Consider the following 20,844-nt stretch of genomic DNA (forward strand, 5'->3'; position numbering starts at 1 on the left):
AAAGCTTGTCATTCTTCGGAATGGCAAGCTTTTTTTGTCTATATTATAGAAATTAATGTTATTAGGTCCATATGTGCAAAAGAAATCACCTTCGAAAGTATGATGAATCCCGACATGCGCTCAAATTGTTCCTTGGCGTACGTCATTCAACTCTTTCGAAGGTGATTTTTTTTGTTTATTAGTTTTCCTCTTGCCGTTCTTGCAGCATATGAATTCCCTTTTCCTGAACCTGCCGAGCGATAAACGCCAAGTCATTCGAAGTCAGATTGATGTCTGCATAATGAAATAAGTTTTTTCTGCAGGAGGGGGTCAGATTGCCGATGATCAAATCATAAGTCTCATCCAGTTTGGTCAGAGAAAACGAGTCCAGAGGATTTAAAATCGTGATTGTTAGCTGATAAGGAATAAACTGTTGGATTTTCGTTTGGATAAATTCCGTATGGTAACTATTCGTATCATAAAACAAAGCTAAGCGAAAGCCAGCATTGGCATCGATGATTTCTTTAGCGAAATTTGGGAAAGATATATGGAAAATATAAATCAGGTAATTGATCGTACTTGGTCGAATGATCGGTAAATTTGAATGGGTCAAAAGGTGAACGATGTCTCGATTGACTGCCTGTTGGACCAAATCACAGTTGTTGACAAAACGAGCAAAGCGATCATCCAAGATGCAGTAAGGAACGCGCAAGTTGATCCCAAGAAAATAAGAAAAGACCACAGCGTCGAGTTTCTCTTCAAAGTCGGCTTCATGATAGTTGTACTTTTTAAATATACGTTTGGTCATTTGATAAAACTCTTGTTTGGTCTTACGAAAGACGTTGGGGTCTTGACCAATATGGGTCGTGACATAACCGACCATTTTCTCGACGTAGGCCCGACTGTAGCCGGTAAATTCGCTCAAATCGATTTTCTCTAAGAAATATTCGACGTGGTTTCCATTGGGGTTGGAGGCGTATAGGCGATCGCGCTTCGTGTTGATATAGATCACAAAAGCGATTTTTTTGATGTCGGAAAAATAAAGCTTTAAGGGCGTCGCTGCTGCCATGATACGGGCGATTTTCAAAAAATCCTGTTCTTGGTTGATGTTGGCATCCACAAATTCATACTGGTACTTTTCTAAGAAGAAAATCAGAAAAAACTGGCGAATGTTGTGTTCATTTCCTTTTAACTGGATGGGTTTGGTCGCGATGAAGAAATCATATGGTGCCAGAACCATGTTGATCCTCTTGATCAAACGAATGATCGACGATTTGCTTAAATTTAATTCTAGAGCCAACATATCATAACTAGTGAAACTTGATGAGAAGAGTAGTTCCAATAATTGAAATGCAGAAGAGCGAGTCAAAAACTGGCTGTATACGTCTAGCCGAGTAGCAAAGGGATGCAAGTGGAGGCGAACAGCTGAATAATCGTCAAATTGTAAGTCCAGAAACGAAAATTCATTGTCGATTTCCGCGATATAGGTTTTTGCTGCAGACATTGAAATGGAAAATTTTACTGCCAAATCGTGAAGACTCGTTCCCTGATCGTCTAATAAATACTCAATCAGCTGTAGTTTCTTTTGTGTCGTAGATGATAACAATTTCCGTAACATGATTGCCCCTGAGCCCCCTTTTAAGTAAATAGTATCACGTTTTTACATGTATTCAAAAAAATTGCGTGTTGTATTTTTTTTGAATACATCCCACCCCAAAATTTTGGGAAAATAGAAGTGTGGAATAGTAGTAATACGTTTGATACAAGTAGCAAAGACCAAAATTTTTGAATCATGGGGAGGAGGCAAAAAGCAGTTGTTTGTTGGGATATCTTGCTCACTGTTGAACAATGTTATTCGTCGAGCGTTTCCGAGATCAATTGAAAAAATTTAAATAAAAAAGGAATGAACAATTATGAAAAAACAATTTTCTATCTATATATGTTTGCTAGTCTTGCTTGGCTCCATTTTTTGTGAACCAACGATCATACTAGCAGAAGCAATCAACGCAACCGAAAGTACCGAAAGAACGACTGAAACGCTGGAAAGTACCGAGCCTGAGACGGGAACGATCGATACGGAAAAAGCACCTACGGATTCATCGACAGCGGGAGCAGTTCAGTCAGAAACGAGTCAAGCAGAAGAAGAACAAGCAACCGTCCCTAGTGAAAGTCAAGCAACCCAAGCATCTTCGACACTGAATCAAAACAGCATTCAACCCCGAGCACCAGATACTGAGGCGGAAACGGAAGCTTCTACTACCGCTGAGAATCTTAGTGCCAACCTAAACGAACGGGGAGTACAACTTTTTGACAATGTCCGAATTACTGACTTAAACGATCAACCCTTCACTGCCGAAAATCCACCGATGTATAACGGCAACATCAAAATTCATTTTGACTGGTCGTTAGCAGATACGGAAGAAATTCGCGCTGGCGATTATTATACGTATCAATTACCGGAATATTTTGCTATTCATAACACCGTTAACGGCGAATTGACCCGTTCTGGTGGGCAATCGATCGGAACCTTTACCTTAGCACTCGATGGCACGTTGACTGTTACTTTTAACGAAGCGGCACAAACACTTTCCAACCGCTCAGGGACTATCGATCTAATTACGGAATTAAGTGTGAGCACTGTCACCGAAGAAGTGACGATTCATACTGGGATCTACGATGAAGATGGTCATGAGATCATCATTACATTGCCTATTTATGAAGTCGACATCATTAAGACTGGTAACGTGACTTCCAGCGGTTCAGTGGTTTGGGAAATTATTTTTAACCAAACCAGTCGTGAATTGCATGATGTGGTGATCACCGATAAAATGCCTCAAGGTTTGTCTTATAGTACTTCGACAGGCTACTTGTACGATGAAGCCACCGAGGAGTGGGTTCGTACCGATGGCTTATATACCTTTAACAGCGTTAACAACACGTTTACCTTCAATCAAACGGTTAATCAACCGGTTCGAATCGTGATCAATAGTGCAGTCACCGATCCAACGGCTTCTTCTTTCAAAAACACGGCAACAATCAACGGCAGCGATTTTACAGAAAAAACTGCAGAAGCAACGGTTACTTACGATGAGCAATCGGAATACAAACGGTTCAAAGGCTATGATCAAGAAACGAAACGAGCATCATGGGAAATTTCCGTCACATTGGACAAAGACCAAGCCAGAGTTTTGGATCAGACCTATTCAGGAACGGATCCTGAAAAAGCCCTACATTTTTTTGTTCCAGAGACTTTGGTGATCACGGACAAAGATGGTAACTCTATCCCAGCAGAAGATTGGTCCTTTGATGGGACGTACCAGCTGGATAAAGAGGGGGAAATCGTCCGCTTTGGCATCACGTTTGCCAAAGCTGGTTACTACAAGATCCAATACGATACCCAGTTGTATGAATCTGTTCTAGCTGATACTCGTATTTACAACTACGCTTCGATCCGCGACAATCAAAATACCTCATTGACGGGCAGTGGGACAGTGACGCCAACCAAAACGATCGGTATCGTGAAAACAGCTGGCACCAAAGACTATGAAACGAAGACTGTCGCATGGAAAATTGATGCCAATACCAATCAGCAAAAAGTCAGTGACCTAATCATCGAAGACCGCTATCAATTGATCTCTGGCGCAAACAGCAGCGCACTGGCCTTGTTGGCGGATACGCTGGTAGTGACGGCAAGCGGAGTGACCGAGCCTTTAGAGCTCAATACCGACTATACGCTAGAGCTAATCACAGAAACGAAAACGCTAGCCGATGGCTCAACGAAGGAACTTGAGACTGGTTTTCGGATCAAGCTGCAAGGGGCGTACCAAACGACCTCGGCAACGATCACGGTTAATTTCAAAACTAGCTTCGATGTTTCACAGCAGATCGCATTAGGAAGTTCTAGCAGTCGTTTTAGTAATGCAGCGTTTGTCCATTATAAAGACGAAGCCGGCAATACGTTCACGGAAGCCTCTGAATCCAATACTTGGATGGATACCAACTGGTTAAAAAATGCCTTGAAATACGGCCTATTTATTGGTGAAGGGGAAGATGTCGCCAAAGCGATTACTGCCGTATTAGGTCGGAACTTAGGAACTATTTTTGATGAGCAGACCGCCTCTAGCGATCAAGTCTATTGGATGGGGCTATTCAATACGTACAAAGAAAAAATCAACAAAGATGCAATCATCACGGACCAGCTGCAAGAAGGCCAAACCTTGAAAGACTTGGCGCTTTACACGGTCACAGTAACTGGGTATACGACGCAAGTCAGAGCACTGAAAGAGCAATTGGTGCTAAACGAGGATTACAGTTACACTTATGACCCTGACTCGAAGACAGTTACGATCACCTTGCTGAAAGAAACGTCAGAAACACTGGCGGTCTTCTTGGCAACGGAAGCAGCGGAAGAAGTATTTACCTACAAAAATACTATTACATTGACGGACAATGACACAACGTTGACTGCCGATGGCCAAGTCGACAAGTCTGCGAAAACGGATTGGTTGATGAAAAATGGTAGCCAGAATGCCGACAACAATCGGTTGATCGATTGGGAAATCATGATCAATGCTGACAGCCGCAAAATCCACAATGCGGTAGTGACCGATACCATCAACTACAATCAACACACCTTTTTACGAGATGCCGACGATGCCGTGATCGTAGATGTGTATGAAGCGGTCTTAAACAATGGTACGTGGGAAAAAGGAGAAAAAGTCACCTTCACCAACGAAGACAATCCGAAAATCACCTCGGATGTGGTAGCAGGGACGCAATCGTTAGTGATCGCTTTTGAAGAAATGATTGATAAACCATACTTTATCGTTTATCAAACACAACTTGACCCCGGGATTTTGAACAATGAACGGGTGACCAACAATGTCAATTTGACGGGTAGTGAGATCGAGATTCACACAGTAACCAAAGAAATCACCATCAAATCGACAGATGGCAGCGGAACGTCTTCTGGGACGAACGGTTCCTTGACGATCGTGAAATACGATGCCGATGGCACCAAAGAACGAGGGATCGATGAAGAAGCGGTTTTCCAATTAAGCCGCAAAAATGCGCAAAATACCTATGAAGTCATCTTGTCGAATCTGGTGGTCAAAAACAATCAGATCATGGAAAACGGCAACGCCATTGATCGGATCGACAATCTGCGTTACGGCGATTATATGATCCAAGAAATCACCGCACCGGAAGGATACGAACGAGATGCGACTCAGTACACCTTCACTATTTCTGATAAGCAAGTCAATTATGTCTTTGAACTAGCCAACAAGCGGGAAATCAAAGAAACGACCCACGCCTTGAATGTTCAGAAGCTGCTTGATGGGCGCGAGCTAAAAGACGGCGAATTTACGTTCCAACTAGTGGATGAAACTGGCTCTGTGATTTTAACACAAACCAATGACGGCAACGGTCAAGTTGCCTTTGACGCCATCACTTACAACGAGCCTGGCGAATATCATTACACGATTCGGGAAAAAGCCGGCGATGATCCAACCATCACCTATAGCGACAAAGAACTAAAGGTAACCGTGACCGTCACTGAAGAAGACAGCCAGTTGATTGCGAAAGCAGTCTATGAAGGCAATCAAGTCTTCGAAAATGACTATACGCCAAAAGCTGGCGAAGTGGTGCTGAATGCTGAGAAAGTATTGACCGGCCGCACGTTGGAAGCCAACGAGTTTGCCTTTGAACTGGTAGATGAAGAAGGAACTGTTCTTCAAACAAAAGCCAATGATGCCACTGGCAAGATCTACTTTGACGCGCTCCCTTACGAGGAAGCAGGTGAGTACCACTACACCATCCGTGAGAAAGCAGGAACTGACGGGACCATCACTTACGATGCAAAAGAACTAGCGGTAGTCGTGACCGTCACCGATGAAGACGGACAATTGACCGCAGTGGCGGAATATGAAGGCAACCAAGTCTTTGAAAACGACTATACGCCACAAGCTGGTAGTGTCGTACTGAGTGCCGAGAAAGTCTTGACCGGACGCACCTTACAAGCTGACGAATTTGCCTTTGAACTGGTAGATGAAGAAGGAACTGTTCTTCAAACAAAAGCCAATGATGCAACTGGCAAGATCTACTTTGACGCGCTCCCTTACGAGGAAGCCGGTGAGTATCACTACACCATTCGTGAGAAAACAGGAACTGACGGCACCATCACTTACGATGCAAAAGAACTGGCGGTAGTTGTAACCGTCACTGATGAAGACGGACAGTTGACCGCAGTGGCGGAATACGAAGGCAACCAAGTCTTTGAAAACAGCTACCAACCAAAAGCTGGCAGTGTCGTACTGAGTGCCGAAAAAGTCTTGATCGGCCGCACGTTACAAGCAGACGAATTTGCCTTTGAACTAGTGGATGAAGACGGAACTGTACTTCAAACAAAAGCCAATGATGCAACCGGACAAATCTACTTTGACGCGCTCGCCTATGAGGAAACTGGCGAATACCGCTATACCATCCGTGAGCAAGCAGGAAACGATGGCACCATCACTTACGATACGAGAGAACTGGCAGTAGTCGTGACCGTCACTGATGAAGACGGACAGTTGACCGCAGTGGCAGAATACGAAGGCAACCAAGTCTTTGAAAACAGCTACCAACCAAAAGTTGGTAGTGTCTTACTAAGTGCCGAGAAAGTATTGACCGGTCGTACGTTACAAGCAAATGAATTCGACTTTGAACTAGTCGATGAAGAAGGCAACGTACTTCAAACAAAAGCCAATGATGCCACTGGCAAGATCTACTTTGACGCTCTCACCTATGATGAAACAGGTGAGTACCACTACACCATTCGTGAGAAAATAGACAGCGATGGCACTATCACGTACGATACAAAAGAGCTTGCAGTAGTCGTGACCGTGACGGATGAAGATGGACAGTTGACCGCAGTGGCAGAATACGAAGGCAACCAAGTCTTTGAAAACAGCTATCAACCAAAAGCTGGCAGTGTCGTACTAAGTGGCGAGAAAGTCTTAACTGGTCGTACACTACAAGCAAATGAATTCGATTTTGAACTAGTCGATGAAGCCGGAACTGTACTTCAAACAAAAGCCAATGATGCCACTGGCAAGATCTACTTTGACGCTCTCGCCTATGATGAAACAGGTGAGTACCACTACACCATTCGTGAGAAAACAGGAACTGACGGTACCATCACCTACGATACGAAAGAACTTGCAGTAGTTGTGACCGTGACGGATGAAGACGGACAGTTGACCGCAGTGGCGGAATACGAAGGCGATCAAGTCTTTGAAAACAGCTACCAACCACAAGCTGGCAGTGTCGTACTAAGTGCCAAGAAAGTCTTGACGGGTAGAGACTTGCAAGCCAACGAATTCGCATTTGAATTAGTGGATGAAGCTGGAAAGGTTCTGCAAACCCAACACAATGACGCAAACGGAACGATTACCTTTGATGCATTGACGTATGACGATGCTGGGGAACATCGTTACACGATTCGTGAAAAAGCTGGTAACGACGCCACGATCATCTATGATGAAACCACCTATCAAGTAACGGTCACCGTCAAAGAACAAGCAGGAAAATTAGTAGCTGAAGCGGAGCAAACGGCAGAGATGGTATTCAACAATCATGTCAAAGAAGGCAAAACACCGAAGCCGGGAACTGACAACTTACCGAAAACCAATGACACTACGACCGCTGGTTGGGTCGTCTTGGGACTGTTGTTAGTAGTGATCGCAGTAGGCATCTACCTTGATCGCAAAAAACGGACGCCGTTATCATAGGCAGGGGAAGCAACAGAGCAGAAAGAGAAAGCGGGATGAGGCCAACTTGTCCCGCTTTTTCCTGCCCTATTTTTCTTCACTTCAAAGAAAAAAAGCGTCAAAAGTATGAAACGCTATGAAGCGAACAATCAGCAAACCCAGACTCAAGAAGGGGACAAAGGGCAACTGCGCCAATCGTTTCTTCCAGATGCTTTGATAGCTAAAAAAAGCGAGGAGCCCAAGACTACTGGCTACCAGTAAGAGGGCCAAAAGGGTCGTCGGCGTTAGCCAAATACTCCAACCTGCCAGCACTAAGAGATCGCCACCGCCTATTCTTTCCTGCCAGACAAAAAAGACCAGTGGAACCAGCAAGCCTAAAGACAGCCATTGAAAAGAAGCGCCGCTCCTAAGCTGTGCCAGCGCTAGCAGTAGGTGGGCGGGGTACAGCAGTTGCGGGTAGACGCTATAGTCTATCAAGTCGGTCAAGCTGAGTAAAAAGGCACTGGTCAGCCAGACAAAAGCCAGGAAGCTTTGGGAATCATGAAAGGCAACCACGCAAAGTCCGCCATAGCACAAGCAGACGATGGCCCAATAAAGCAGGGGTAAAAGCCATCTTGTAGGAAGGCGAAAAAACCAATGGTTACCCGAAACTTTGTTCACCTTCTGGTAGTGAGAACGAGAATCACTTTTTGGCAGATTCCAAAACAGGGTTTGTAAGAGCAAAAGCCAAAAGAAGCCGAGTAAAGCGCCTAAAAAAAACACGAAAATCGTCATTTTTCGTCCCCCCTTATAAAGAAATACGTAAGAGAGTGAGAAATTTTCTCAAATAGATGATTTTGTTGTACTTTTTAATTGTTTCGTATTATCCTTAAAATAGATAATTTAGAGGAGGAATCGTTATGAAATTTGAACAAACAAAAGAAGTATTAAACCAACTTGTTGCTGATTTAAGCCAAATGGCTATGGTCGTTCACCAAACACACTGGTACATGCGTGGACCTGGCTTTTTGACATTGCATCCAATGATGGACGAATTCATGGATGATCTAAATGAGCAATTGGATGAAGTTTCTGAACGCTTGATTACATTAGATGGTTCACCATATTCAACTTTGCGTGAAATGGCTGAACACACTCAAATCCCTGATGAAGTGGGTAACTGGGACCGTACGATTCCAGAACGCTTAGCTACATTGGTGGAAGGTTACCGTTACTTAGCGGACTTATACCAAAAAGGGATCGAAGTATCTGGTGAAGAAGGCGACGATCCAACCCAAGATATCTTCATCGGCTTCAAAACAGCCATCGAAAAACGTATTTGGATGATCCAAGCGCACTTAGGCGAAGCGCCATTGATCGATCCAGCGAAATCTCGCGTACGTCATTAATCAACAAAAAACCAGCGAAGAATTTTCTTCGCTGGTTTTTTTACTTGCCTGCCAATAATGCTTTGGCGGCTTCAATTTGCTGTGCCACTTGATCAAAACCGGTGCCGCCATAAGAATGACGATTTTTGACGGCGGTATAGGAATCAAGTTTTTCAAAAATATCGCTGTCGATGGCAGGATGGATCGCTTGGTAGTCTTCCAAGGAAACATCTTGCAGATAGATGCCTTTGCTCAAACACTCACTGACGAGCTTGCCGACGATCTCATGGGCTTGTCTGAAAGGCACGCCTTTGCCAGCTAAGTAATCCGCTAATTCTGTTGCGTTGGAAAAGTCCTTTTCAGTGGATTCTTGCATCCGTGCTTGATTGACTTTCATCGTTGCGATCATTCCCGTCATGATCTGCAAGCTTTTCGTGATGGTTTCGGCACTGTCAAACATGCCTTCCTTGTCTTCTTGGAAATCTTTGTTGTACGCCAGCGGCAAGCCCTTCATGACCGTCAAAAGACCAAAGAGGTTCCCATAGACACGTCCTGTTTTTCCACGGATCAGCTCCGCCATGTCAGGGTTTTTCTTTTGAGGCATGATGGAGCTGCCGGTGGAGAAGGTATCGGTCAGCTCTACAAATTGGTACTCGTGGCTGCACCAAAGAATCAGCTCTTCACAAAAACGAGACAGATGCATCATCAATAAAGAGGCGTTGCTTAAAAATTCCAAGATAAAATCACGATCGCTGACCGCATCTAGGCTGTTGCTGTAAATATTGCTAAACCCTAACTCTTGAGCGGTGAAGGCACGATCGATGGGGAAGGTGGTTCCTGCCAAAGCGGCACTGCCTAAAGGCATCACATCGATGCGGCTCAAACTCTCACTGAAACGCTCTTGGTCACGCGTCAGCATACTGTAATAGGCTAAGAGGTGATGGGCAAAAGAAATCGGCTGTGCATGCTGCAGATGGGTATAACCAGGCATGATGGTGTAGATGTTGGCTTCGGCTTGTAAAACCAGCGCTTCTCGCAAATCAGCGATCAAAGTGATCACCTCTTGCACGACTTCTTTCAAATACAAATGCATATCGGTCGCCACTTGGTCATTACGACTACGGGCAGTATGCAATTTGCCTGCCACTGGTCCAATCAATTCATGCAAGAAGGTCTCGATGTTTAAATGGATGTCCTCATTTTCAATCGTGAAGGTCAATTCGCCAGCGGCTAATTGCTGCTGAATCGTGGTCAAGCCACCAATGATCGCTTCGCCATCGGTTTGACTAATGATGCCCGTATGGACCAGCATTTTGACATGTGCCAAACTGCCAAGAATGTCTTGCTTTGCTAACTTTTGATCAAACGTGATGGAAGCCCCAAAAGCATCGATCCATGCTTCGTTTTTCCCATCGAAACGTCCGCCCCATAATTTTGCCATATTCTCACCTCAAAAAAGATTACGGCTGAAGCGGCAGCTTCAGCCGTGCATACTTAAATCAATGTTTCTGTTAGTTGCTGTTGTGCTTGGATCTCAGCGTGCACTTTGCTTGGCAGTCCCCATAATTTGATGAAGCCGATAGCCGCATGCTGATCAAAGGTATCTGCAGAAGTATACGTTGCTAAGTTTTCATCGTACAAGCTGTTTTCAGATTTCCGTCCTTCACAAATGACATTGCCTTTGAACAATTTCAAACGCACGATCCCGTTGACGTAGACTTGCGTGCTTTTCAAGAAGGTAATCAAGGCTTCCGTCAATGGATTGAACCATAAGCCGTCATAGATGACTTGCGCTAATTGCTGCTCGATAATTGGTTTGAAATGCGCCAATTCCCGTACAAAGACCAAATCTTCCAATTCTTTATGAGCCGTCATCAAAGCGATCGCTCCCGGACATTCATAAACTTCCCGTGATTTGATTCCCACTAGACGATTTTCGATATGGTCGATCCGACCAACGCCATGCTCGCCAGCCATTCGGTTCAGTTTCATGATCAATTCTGCTAGATTCATCGTTTCGCCATCAATGGCCGTCGGTACCCCTTGATCAAAGGTGATCTCAACGATCGTTGGTACGTCAGGAGTATCTTCCAATTCTTGCGTGATGGCGTAGGCTCCTTTTGGCGGTGTTGCCCAAGGGTCTTCTAAGACGCCGCACTCACAAGCACGTCCCCACAAGTTTTGGTCGATGGAATACGGATTGTCCAAATCAGCGGGAATCGGCACCCCTTTTTCAGCCGCATAGGCAATCTCTTCTTCTCGGGACCATTTCCATTCCCGAACCGGCGCGATGACTTTCAAGTGAGGCGCTAAAGCAGCGATCGCTACTTCAAACCGAACTTGGTCGTTGCCTTTGCCGGTACAGCCGTGGGCGACGGTCGTTGCGCCAGTCGCTAATGCCAACTCCACCAATTTCTTGGCGATCAATGGACGAGACAAAGCGGAAACAAGAGGATAAGAATTTTCATAAAAAGTATTGCCTTGTAAAGCGATCAAAGCAAAATCTTGGGCGAATTCTTCGCGGGCATCGATGGCATAAGATTCAATCGCGCCAACTGCCAAAGCTTTGTCTTTAATGGATTGGGTGTCGCGACCTTCACCGATGTCTAGGCAGCAAGCCACCACATCAAATCCTTGGTCCGTTAACCATTTAATTGAAACGGAGGTATCTAATCCTCCAGAATAGGCCAATATTACTTTTTCTTTCATACTTATTAACTCCTTTTCCGCGTGTTTTCAAGTGATTGAAGCTATCTTATCAGAATAAAAATAATAAATCAAGGGTGAAATTAAATATTTATACATAAAAGTGGCGATTATCAGGTTTTTATACTATTATCGATGGTTAAGGAAAAGAAGTGGATGCTCACTTTGTTAATGAAATTTTATACATAATATTCATTATGGTATTCAGTTTTAGAAACCTGCAACAACAAGTTTCGTTTTTCAGAGAAAATGGCAGAAAACGAATGGAGAAAATTTTCAAAAAGAGGCGGAATTACGTTGACATTAGGCTTTATAGAAGGTATTATGTTATATGGTATTGTTTGCCCCACAAGAGCCCCGGAAACTCAAGTGTATGTCAAACATTCGTGAAATTGAATTGGAGGAAAAAATTGTGCGTACAACATATATGGCCAAACCAGGCGAAGTAGAACGTAAATGGTACGTAGTAGATGCAACAGATGTTCCTATGGGTCGTCTTTCAGCAGTAGTAGCATCTGTCTTACGTGGTAAAAATAAACCAACATTCACACCTCATGTGGATACAGGCGATTTCGTAATCGTCATTAATGCAGAAAAAATCAAATTAACAGGTAACAAAGCAAGCGATAAAATTTATTACCGTCACTCAAACTTCCCAGGAGGATTGAAATCAGTCTCTGCTGGAGAATTACGTGCTAAAAATTCTCGTCGTTTGATCGAAACTTCTGTAAAAGGCATGCTTCCTAAAAACACTTTAGGCCGTAAACAAGGAATGAAACTTCATGTTTATGCTGGCGCTGAACACCCACATGCTGCACAACAACCAGAAGTATTGGACATCACAAACTTAATCTAATAGGAGGGAATTTCATTGGCACAAGCTCAATATATCGGCACTGGCCGTCGTAAAAATGCAGTAGCCCGCGTACGTTTAGTACCAGGTACTGGTAAAATTACTGTTAACAAAAAAGATGTTGAAGAATACATCCCACACGCAGACTTGCGTGAAGTAATCAACCAACCATTCGGCGTTACAGAAACTAAAGGTTCATACGATGTTTTTGTAAACGTAAATGGTGGTGGATATGCTGGACAATCAGGTGCAATCCGTCACGGTATCGCACGTGCATTGTTACAAGTTGATCCTGATTTCCGTTTAGCTCTTAAACGTGCTGGCTTACTTACTCGTGACGCACGTATGGTTGAACGTAAAAAACCAGGTCTTAAGAAAGCTCGTAAAGCTTCACAATTCTCTAAGCGTTAATATTCGCTTTATATCAACAATCAAGACGTTTCGCAACTTAGTTTGTGAAGCGTCTTTTTTCATTGTTGACACCACTATTGACACCATTCAGGACAGTACCATTTTGAGCTAGTTTGCGATAAGCAATCTCACCAACGGGCATTTTTATGACGTTTGGTGTGTTTACATAAGTTTTTGTAATTGTGGTATCGCTATGTGTGAGCGCTTCTGAAATCTGCTCTAAAGAAATGCCAGACTGTCTAGCTAAAGTTGCTCCAGTGTGTCTCAATTTATGAGGTGTTGCATGCGCTAGGTTTTTATGTCTGCGTTCGATAGATTTCATTCGATAGTTTAGATAGTCGGTATGAAGTGGTTGTTTGATATTGCCTTTACGATCATTAAATGTGAAAACAAGCTGTTCTTCTGTTTGTTTAATATCAAACTGAGCTAGTTCTATTTGTTGTTGTTTTTTCCATTCAAGTAATAATTCTTTCAGCTCAATGGGAATATGAAAAATGGTTGTTTTGTTTCCCTTTGTATTTTTCTCGTTACCAAACTTGTCTAATGCTTTGCCAATAGAAATTTGTGATTTTGAAAAATCAATATGCTTCCATTTTAAGGCGTAAGTTTCAGATTTGCGATCAGATAAGAAAAAGGTTGTCTGGAAAAGAATATAGTCTTGAAAGGATAGAAGTTCATTTTGCCAATCTTCATGAACAGTGATAAGCCACACCTGTAATTGTTCAAATGACAAATATAAATCTTCTTCTTTTCTAGCTTGCTTTAATTGGTTCTTTTTGGTCGCTTTAATGCGTTTTAAGGACTTTTCAAGCTTGTTCCGCTCAATGTATTCTAATTCCTCAGCCCAGTCAAAAATCGAATTTACATAACTTCTTAATGTTTTAAAGTTTGCATATTCAGCAGCCTTTTTTGTCATGAGTTGTAAAACCAGTGCTTTATTTTGGTTGAGATAATTTAAGGTATATCTGCCAAACATTGGTAGAAATAGTGCATCATTTTCTGTTGGAGAGTTTACAAGTAATTATTACGTTGGTTTTTAATAAATAATAGTAGGTGCTCATTAGAGCAACTTTTTTGATATGTGCGCCAGGCAAGGCGGCTAGCTAGGTGGTGAAAGTCCACTGCGAGGGTACACATCGACCAATCGCTAGAGAAACGCAAGGTGGCACTCGTGAGGGTGTGGCTGAAGGAAGCGTGTATCAAATTCTTGGCTCGACGAACAGAAATCTGATACCAAGGCTCGGTAAGTGGATGAGGTTCCATAACAAACCAAAGTCCAAAAGATGTGCGTAAACTTATCGGGTAAATCAGGCGAGTAAAAGAGGAAAGTTAGCTGTCTTACCCTGGGAGGTCTCACGAACGATTGAGGAGTCCCCTAATAAGAAAATCGGTCGAAAAAGGTTTATCGTGAGAAGTCAGCCGAGGTCATAGTAGTGGGGAATTTTTTTTCCATGAAGGACTGAACAATTTATAGTGTTTCTACACCATGAATGCACGAAAGATATGGTTCTGAATGTGTTAATGATGAAGGTATGAGCGTATCTCAAAGAATAATCAAAAGAGAACGATCTTTCGCCACGTGAAAGGAAGGGAGAAACGAGTATGTACACACTGAAATATAAATTGAACCGCCGTATGCCGAACGGCTTGTACGGTGGTGTGAGAGGGGCGGGAAGTTAGATAACTTCTCCCTCTACTCGATTGTCTTAACGATTGATTTAAAAGGCTTCTCAGTAAGAAAGTTTTGAGTGGATAATCTGATGTGCTATAATTGGTTTAATGACAAAATAGAAGGAATGGGGAACATGAACACGATTTTTAAATTAGAATCTAAGTTAGTAGATTCATTTGTTTCGCTTTATAAAAAAAGTGAATTAGAGGTGCTTGTGACTGAATTACCGATTCGTTTTGGTAACATAGATGTAGTAAGTATAAAAAATAGTAATCTACCATTCTCAAGTAATCAAATAGAGATTTTGTCTAAACCAGCTGCTGCTTTAATTTTCACTAAAATAAAAAATGAACGACCTATATCGAAAGGTACATTAATTAAAGGTTTGGGCTTGAGTAAATCTACTATTGAACATACATTATACGATCTTTTAAATGTAGAGCTAATAGTGAAAAATGAAAATGGATGTTATCTTAGGAAGGTAAAGTTTGTTTTTCCAAAAACTGTTGTTACTGGTTACGAAGCTAAGTTAACAGATTTTAATAAAGCTTTTTATCAAGCAAAAAGTAACAAAGAGTATGTGGACTATAGTTATCTAGTGTTCCCAATTGATATAGCAAATAGACTGCTAATGAAGAAAGAAACTCTTATGTTAAACAATGGTATTGGGTTAATAGGTGTATCCAATACAAAGATTGTTACGCTCCTAAAAGCTACTAAGTCTGAAAAAATGAGAAATCACATAAGGCTTTTAAGTCTTGCGAAAGTAAATAAAGTAAGTAATTAAATTTTATAATAGGGGGCAGGTATGACTTTTGAAGATGTTATCGAATCGAATTTAAAAAGGATCTCTAATCAGTCGGAAACATGGAAGTTTTCAAAAAATAAAAAAAGAGGACAATCCGATACATTTACAATATATAATTCTTCAGATGAACCAATTTACATTGCCAAATTTTTTGACTATTTAGTTGATTTAAAAAGAGAAATGAATATCCAAAGTTTAGGTTCTTTTGAAAATTTAGATGATTTATTAGAAAACATAGATTCACTAGAGGGTATTGATTGTGTTTCGTATGGAATTGATTTGATTATTGATTATATCTTATTTCAGCAACGCTGTTTTAAACGTTATGTACAAGTATGCCAAATGTCTAATTTAGAATGTTTTCCTAACGTAGTTAACGCAGTAAATGAATTGAAGTTAAATAATTCATTTTATGGTTTTTTAATTGAAGAATATGTAAATGGTGTAACTTTGGAGAATAAATTGCCATTTTCTGATGATATTGACAAAGCTGAAAAAGCTTTTGATTTTTTACAACAACTGGGTAAAGTCGTAGAAAAACTAAGCTCAAATGGGATTGTGCATAGAGATATTTCTCCAGACAATGTTATGTGTAAGCTAGATGATTATATTGTAATTGATCCAGGGATGGTGAAGCTGTCTGATGATAGTCCAGCTACACAATCAAGAATGATTTTGGGGAAAAGGCTTTATGCATCGCCAGAACAATATTTTGGCAATGCGAAAATGGCTACATTTAAAAGTGACTTATATGCTATTGGTATAACTTCATTGGAAATGGTAATTGGTTACAACCCTTTAAAAAAAATAATTTTTGATGAGGGAAAAGCACATGCCCCACATAATGAGTTATTAAAAAAATTTGATAGAGAAATAGAAGATGATTACTATGATAATGTGGAAGAGAATGAATTTACTTCAAGGCTATTACTCATAATAAAAAAATTATTGCAGATAGAAGATGAATTAAGATTTGATTCTGTAGATTCGTTTATAATATCATTAAATAGCTTGAAAGAGAGGGTGATATAATATGACTGAATTATTAGCACAGCATGGTGCAGCTAAAGGACAAAAGATAACCGATGGTATCTTAGATGGGAATTTGAAAGGGGCAATTTTTTCTCCTAATGATGAAAAAATTGATTCTATTATTACGTACGTAGCAAAAACAGATGGATTAAATTTTAAAAATACCTTTTTAGATCCTCAATTCTATTTTTCTACATTCGAACCAACAGTTTTAAAAAAACTTAGCGATATCTCAGTCTATCCATCTAATATTGCCCGAAGAGATTGGCGAAAAAAGAACTCTAATATCCTTGACTATATAGAAATGCATGCAGAAAAGACACAATCACTTTCAAGTACTTTAATTACACCAGGTTTTTATATTGATAATATTGATTGGCATTTTGATTATTCGATTGAAATGTATAATTATTGTGTAGAAAAGTTTGAATTTAATAGATATGCCTTATCTTTGTTAGTTCATACTTCGTTTTTTTCTAATAAAGCAAATGTTGATGAACTTATAGATGAGCTCGAAGATAGCGTTGAACATAAAGATTTTATATATATGACCCTTTGTCACGACAATAATACTGAGAACAATTATGAAGAAATGGATTCTTCATGTCTAGGGAATATTTTGTATACTATTTATAGATTGAAAAAAATAGGATTTAAAATAATAGTAGGCTATACATTTATGAATTCAATTTTATTTTCAGTTCTAGATTGTGAATTTGTGGCTTCTGGATGGTTTAACACATTGAGAAAATTTCAAAAAAATCGCTTTGATTTATCAGATACTTTTGGAAGAAGAAAAAAGAGATATACCAGTACTCCATTATTAAGTTATATTATGTTTGATGATTTAAAAATAATGCTAGATACAGAAATGATAGATTATGAAGATATTTTAAGTGGATCAAAATATGATGACTTGTTTCAACAAGATCCAGATTCTTTGTCATTTGTTGATTTAGAGCATCAATATTGGGAAAGTATATCAATAATTTTGGATAAAATGAAAAAATCTGGTGATATTTCTAATAGAATTAATTTCATGAGAGAGATAATAAAGAATGCAATTGAACTTTATAAGAAAGTAATTGACTTGCTGGAACAAGATGGTGAAAAAGAGGCAGCTACACGTATTAAATCTACATCTAAACATTTAGTTACTTGGTTAGATGCAATTGATGTCTTTAAATCAAATGCTTTAATAGTATAGATTAAATTCGTATTTTTGAAAGAATTACTCTTGGTGCTTATGAAGCAGCTATTTCAATATTTAAGGTCTTTGGTTGAATCGAAAACATGAAGGTGTAGGCTATCTAATTAAATGATTTGTATATACTCTTATTATGTTGTTGGAGGATTTTGTTATTATGCAAACATACAAACAAAATGAAAAAAAGAATTCTAGAGATGAGTTATGGAGAAATGCAATTTACTCACTTACGGTATATAGAAATACTTCAAAGATTCTTCGTGAAGATAGAGTTAGGGATTTATGGAACTATTTTATTTATGATTTTGGAATCAAGTCAAAGACATTAGGTTATATCAATGGAAATTACATTAATGAATGGATGCAATTTTCTGAATCTTTATATCAAAAAAAGACATCGGCAGATTTAAAAATAGTATATCTTTGTGGTCCAGAACCTGAAAATGATTTGAATATAATGCTAAAATATGGGATTAAACTTGAAAATATTTGGGCAGTAGAATCAGACTCGTCATCTTACAATCAAGCTTTACAAAGCTTGAAAGATAATTATATTCCAAACTTAAAAATTTTTAAGGGTCAATTAACAAATGTACTAAAGTTGTTAAAAATTCAATTTGATATTATATACTTGGATTTTACTAAACCTTTGTTTTCAAAGGAAACTCCCCTTGATACGCTTCATAGTATTTTTGATAACAATTACTTGACAGACCTTGGGATATTGATAACTAATTTTCCAACTCCAAATGAAATTGCAGATAAAGATGTTTTAACAGTAAGTGACTTTTTTTATGATTTTTCTTATCAAGAAGAAGATTTAAGGGGTGAGACAGAGAACCCAGGCAGCTTTTATTCTACTGCTGGAGAATTTATTAGCCAAGAACAATTTAAGGAACAAATTAGACAAAACTTTGATGCCGCTTATTCATCTTTTTGTACATTCTATCCAATGATTTATGCAGCGAATGTTTCACCAATTTATTGTATAATAAATGATGATGTTGCTAGAAATCAAATTTTTGAAAATGCTAAATTAAAAGATTATATAAATGAAAAACCATTCATCAATGAATATGCTCAATATGAGACTGGACCTTATGTTGAGTCCAATGACTATTATTTTATTCAGAGATTAGCTGAAAATCTTCCTGAAAGTAGGATATATAATAAATATACAACTGTTGCCAATGGGAAGAAATATACGCATAAACAAGCAATTACAGTAGGTATACAAATAAAAAACAATCCCATGATTGATTGTGTAAATGAGAAGGCGCAAAAATTTATTCAGATAGCCTATCAAAATATGAAATTCTGGGAAGAGTCTCGTACTTTTTGTGATTGTCTTTTTATTCACAATTTAGTTGAATTAGCCCTTAATAATCTAGGGCAAACATATCATGTTAATTTAGAAAACCATTCTCGATTTTCATACACAGCTAAGAGCACTAAAATGAATGTAGATATTTTTACATTTGATAGATGCACACCATTCTACCTTTCAATTCCAAGTCTACCTATGCTTGAAAATACAACTTATACAGAAGAGTCGGAACTATTTTTAAGGATAATGATTGATTTAATAGGTGCAAAGCAGTCCAGTTTCACTCCACTGAATAACTATAAAGGTAGTAATGCTGTAGGGTGGGGAGAGTTACCAAATATTAAGACGATAGACTCTATTCCTAAAAGATTAGAAAAAAATTCATAATGAATAGTTATATATGAATCGGCTCGCATGTTTTTGTTTAAAAAGTTGACACCATTAATTTCAAATTATTTGAAATTAAATAAAACTTTTAAATAGAAATAATTCTGTAACGATTGATATTAAAGGCTTTTGAAGTACATTGATAATTGAAACAATCGAACCAGGTCTTAAGAAAGCTCGTAAAGCTTCTCAATTTTCAAAACGTTAATCTTTTTATCGAAGATTCGAGACACTCTCTATTTGGAGAGTGTCTTTTTTCGTATCAAATGGTAAGTTTGAGTAATTTTTCATTATTATTCAATCCTTTTTACAACCCAATAATTTGATTAATATCTCTAGCATCGATGACCATGATCGAAATTGCTCAGGTGTTGTTTATAGCGCATTGCTATCTTGTTGAGTAATGGTTTTAATCGGTTGATTCTTTATTTTCATTTTCCGATGTCATAAGGGTACCTTCTTCTATATTTATAAACTTCATGTCTATACGAACAACAATCTAAAATTATTGTACTATACCATGTTTATATAGACAACACAAGGAGGAAATATAAATGAACGAAAATGAAGGTGATAGAAAAGTGGAAGTGCTAATCAACGATTTATTAGCAGAACGTCAGATGTCTTTAAGAGAACTCGCAAGGTTGTCGGGAATTGAGCCATCAAATTTAAGCAATTTGGCAAATGGAAAAAGACAAAAAATTTATTTAGAACACATTGAAAGGATAGCAGATGCGTTGGAGATTGATGATATCTCGAGGATATTAAAGTTGAGTAGGAATGTCTAATTTCCCTGACTCATAGCGGGAGTAAGTGGTTTGGCTGATATTCAGTAGTTTAGCAAGTTGTTCTTGATTCAAGTCTTTGTCTTCGCGTAAGTCGCGAATTCTATGATACACAAAATCACCTCATATGATAATATTAATACGGTCAAAGAGATTACAGCATAATAACAAATTGTACACACCCGATTACATTATCCATCAAAAAGCATAAGAAAACATCAAAAAACCATAAATCAAATCTGTTATTAAATCATTTCCCTCAGATTTGGTCTTGCTTTCCAAAACGGGTTTCTATACAATAGAGGGGAATAGAAACCGAATAAAAAAAGGCACCCCGTATCAGAGTTGGCGCTCCAATACGAGGCCTTGAAAAGTCACGCGAACTGACTAATCAAGTTGCCATAGTCAATACCCTAAGGTATCGACCTGTTTATTGTACCTAATATTCTGTTCTTTTTCTAGTAGGAAAAGCAGATTTTCTGGGATTTTATGCAGGATGCCTTATGCTTATTTCGCTATGTCAAAAGGATTGGACAGTCGTCCAATCCTTTTTTTGTGT

At 39.4% G+C, this 20,844-nt stretch carries 13 protein-coding genes and 2 pseudogenes; 9 read left to right on the top strand and 6 right to left on the bottom strand.

Going from position 1 to position 20,844, the window contains the following annotated elements; translation table 11 throughout:
- Positions 1 to 178 precede the first annotated feature (178 nt).
- Positions 179 to 1,597 carry a helix-turn-helix domain-containing protein gene (locus tag IGI89_RS05465; RefSeq protein WP_429946919.1) on the bottom strand — a complete coding sequence of 473 codons (1,419 nt, stop codon included), beginning with the start codon at positions 1,595 to 1,597 and terminating at the stop codon, positions 179 to 181.
- Between the two features lie 295 nt (positions 1,598 to 1,892).
- Here IGI89_RS05465 and IGI89_RS05470 point away from each other — a divergent pair, with 295 nt between their 5' ends.
- Positions 1,893 to 7,751, top strand: a complete 5,859-nt coding sequence (locus IGI89_RS05470; RefSeq protein WP_438735405.1) for a Spy0128 family protein — start codon at positions 1,893 to 1,895, stop codon at positions 7,749 to 7,751.
- Positions 7,752 to 7,832: 81 nt separating this feature from the next.
- Here IGI89_RS05470 and IGI89_RS05475 read toward each other — a convergent pair whose 3' ends face one another.
- The gene (locus IGI89_RS05475) at positions 7,833 to 8,504 is read right to left on the bottom strand and encodes a prepilin peptidase (protein ID WP_438735406.1); all 672 of its coding nucleotides are present in this window, start codon (positions 8,502 to 8,504) and stop codon (positions 7,833 to 7,835) included.
- A gap of 125 nt (positions 8,505 to 8,629) precedes the next feature.
- On the opposite strand from IGI89_RS05475, the gene IGI89_RS05480 reads away from it, so the two are divergent.
- A complete protein-coding gene (locus tag IGI89_RS05480; RefSeq protein ID WP_005230382.1) occupies positions 8,630 to 9,118 on the top strand; it encodes a Dps family protein in 489 nt (162 codons plus the stop codon).
- Positions 9,119 to 9,158: 40 nt separating this feature from the next.
- On the opposite strand, the gene argH is transcribed toward IGI89_RS05480, so the two are convergent.
- Complete coding sequence (gene argH, locus IGI89_RS05485) at positions 9,159 to 10,538, bottom strand: argininosuccinate lyase (RefSeq protein ID WP_438735407.1); 1,380 nt, start codon at positions 10,536 to 10,538, stop codon at positions 9,159 to 9,161.
- Positions 10,539 to 10,591: 53 nt separating this feature from the next.
- Positions 10,592 to 11,806: an argininosuccinate synthase gene (locus tag IGI89_RS05490; protein ID WP_438735408.1), complete on the bottom strand. Its 1,215-nt coding sequence runs from the start codon at positions 11,804 to 11,806 to the stop codon at positions 10,592 to 10,594.
- A gap of 406 nt (positions 11,807 to 12,212) precedes the next feature.
- Between IGI89_RS05490 and rplM the strand changes: the two genes are divergently transcribed.
- Both rplM and rpsI read left to right on the top strand, forming a co-directional pair.
- Positions 12,213 to 12,659: a 50S ribosomal protein L13 gene (gene rplM / locus IGI89_RS05495; protein ID WP_301280258.1), complete on the top strand. Its 447-nt coding sequence runs from the start codon at positions 12,213 to 12,215 to the stop codon at positions 12,657 to 12,659.
- Positions 12,660 to 12,674: 15 nt separating this feature from the next.
- Entirely contained in the window at positions 12,675 to 13,067 is a 393-nt protein-coding gene (gene rpsI, locus IGI89_RS05500) for a 30S ribosomal protein S9 (RefSeq protein ID WP_003128901.1), read from the top strand.
- Here the strand turns inward: rpsI and IGI89_RS05505 are convergent.
- Positions 13,047 to 14,049: pseudogene (locus IGI89_RS05505) on the bottom strand (site-specific integrase); the annotation flags it as partial. The gene rpsI and the pseudogene IGI89_RS05505 sit on opposite strands and share 21 nt — an antisense overlap.
- An 823-nt stretch (positions 14,050 to 14,872) precedes the next feature.
- Here IGI89_RS05505 and IGI89_RS05510 point away from each other — a divergent pair.
- The 5 genes from IGI89_RS05510 to IGI89_RS05530 all read left to right on the top strand — a co-directional run bounded on the left by IGI89_RS05510 (position 14,873) and on the right by IGI89_RS05530 (position 20,288).
- The gene (locus tag IGI89_RS05510) at positions 14,873 to 15,526 is read left to right on the top strand and encodes a hypothetical protein (RefSeq protein WP_375820287.1); all 654 of its coding nucleotides are present in this window, start codon (positions 14,873 to 14,875) and stop codon (positions 15,524 to 15,526) included.
- Positions 15,527 to 15,547: 21 nt separating this feature from the next.
- On the top strand, positions 15,548 to 16,579 hold the full coding sequence (locus IGI89_RS05515) for a protein kinase domain-containing protein (protein ID WP_375820285.1): 1,032 nt from the start codon (positions 15,548 to 15,550) through the stop codon (positions 16,577 to 16,579).
- A 1-nt stretch (position 16,580) separates the two neighbouring features.
- Positions 16,581 to 17,786 (top strand): hypothetical protein, encoded by a 1,206-nt coding sequence (locus tag IGI89_RS05520; protein ID WP_375820283.1) that lies wholly within the window; start codon positions 16,581 to 16,583, stop codon positions 17,784 to 17,786.
- Between the two features lie 157 nt (positions 17,787 to 17,943).
- Positions 17,944 to 19,500: a hypothetical protein gene (locus IGI89_RS05525; RefSeq protein WP_429974938.1), complete on the top strand. Its 1,557-nt coding sequence runs from the start codon at positions 17,944 to 17,946 to the stop codon at positions 19,498 to 19,500.
- Between the two features lie 554 nt (positions 19,501 to 20,054).
- Complete coding sequence (locus tag IGI89_RS05530; RefSeq protein WP_016621137.1) at positions 20,055 to 20,288, top strand: helix-turn-helix domain-containing protein; 234 nt, start codon at positions 20,055 to 20,057, stop codon at positions 20,286 to 20,288.
- Here the strand turns inward: IGI89_RS05530 and IGI89_RS05535 are convergent.
- Positions 20,271 to 20,399: pseudogene (locus tag IGI89_RS05535) on the bottom strand (helix-turn-helix transcriptional regulator); the annotation flags it as partial. The gene IGI89_RS05530 and the pseudogene IGI89_RS05535 sit on opposite strands and share 18 nt — an antisense overlap.
- Positions 20,400 to 20,844 lie beyond the last annotated feature (445 nt).

The organism is Enterococcus sp. AZ141, assembly GCF_051714385.1.
Taxonomy (GTDB): Bacteria; Bacillota; Bacilli; order Lactobacillales; family Enterococcaceae; genus Enterococcus_D; species Enterococcus_D entomosocium.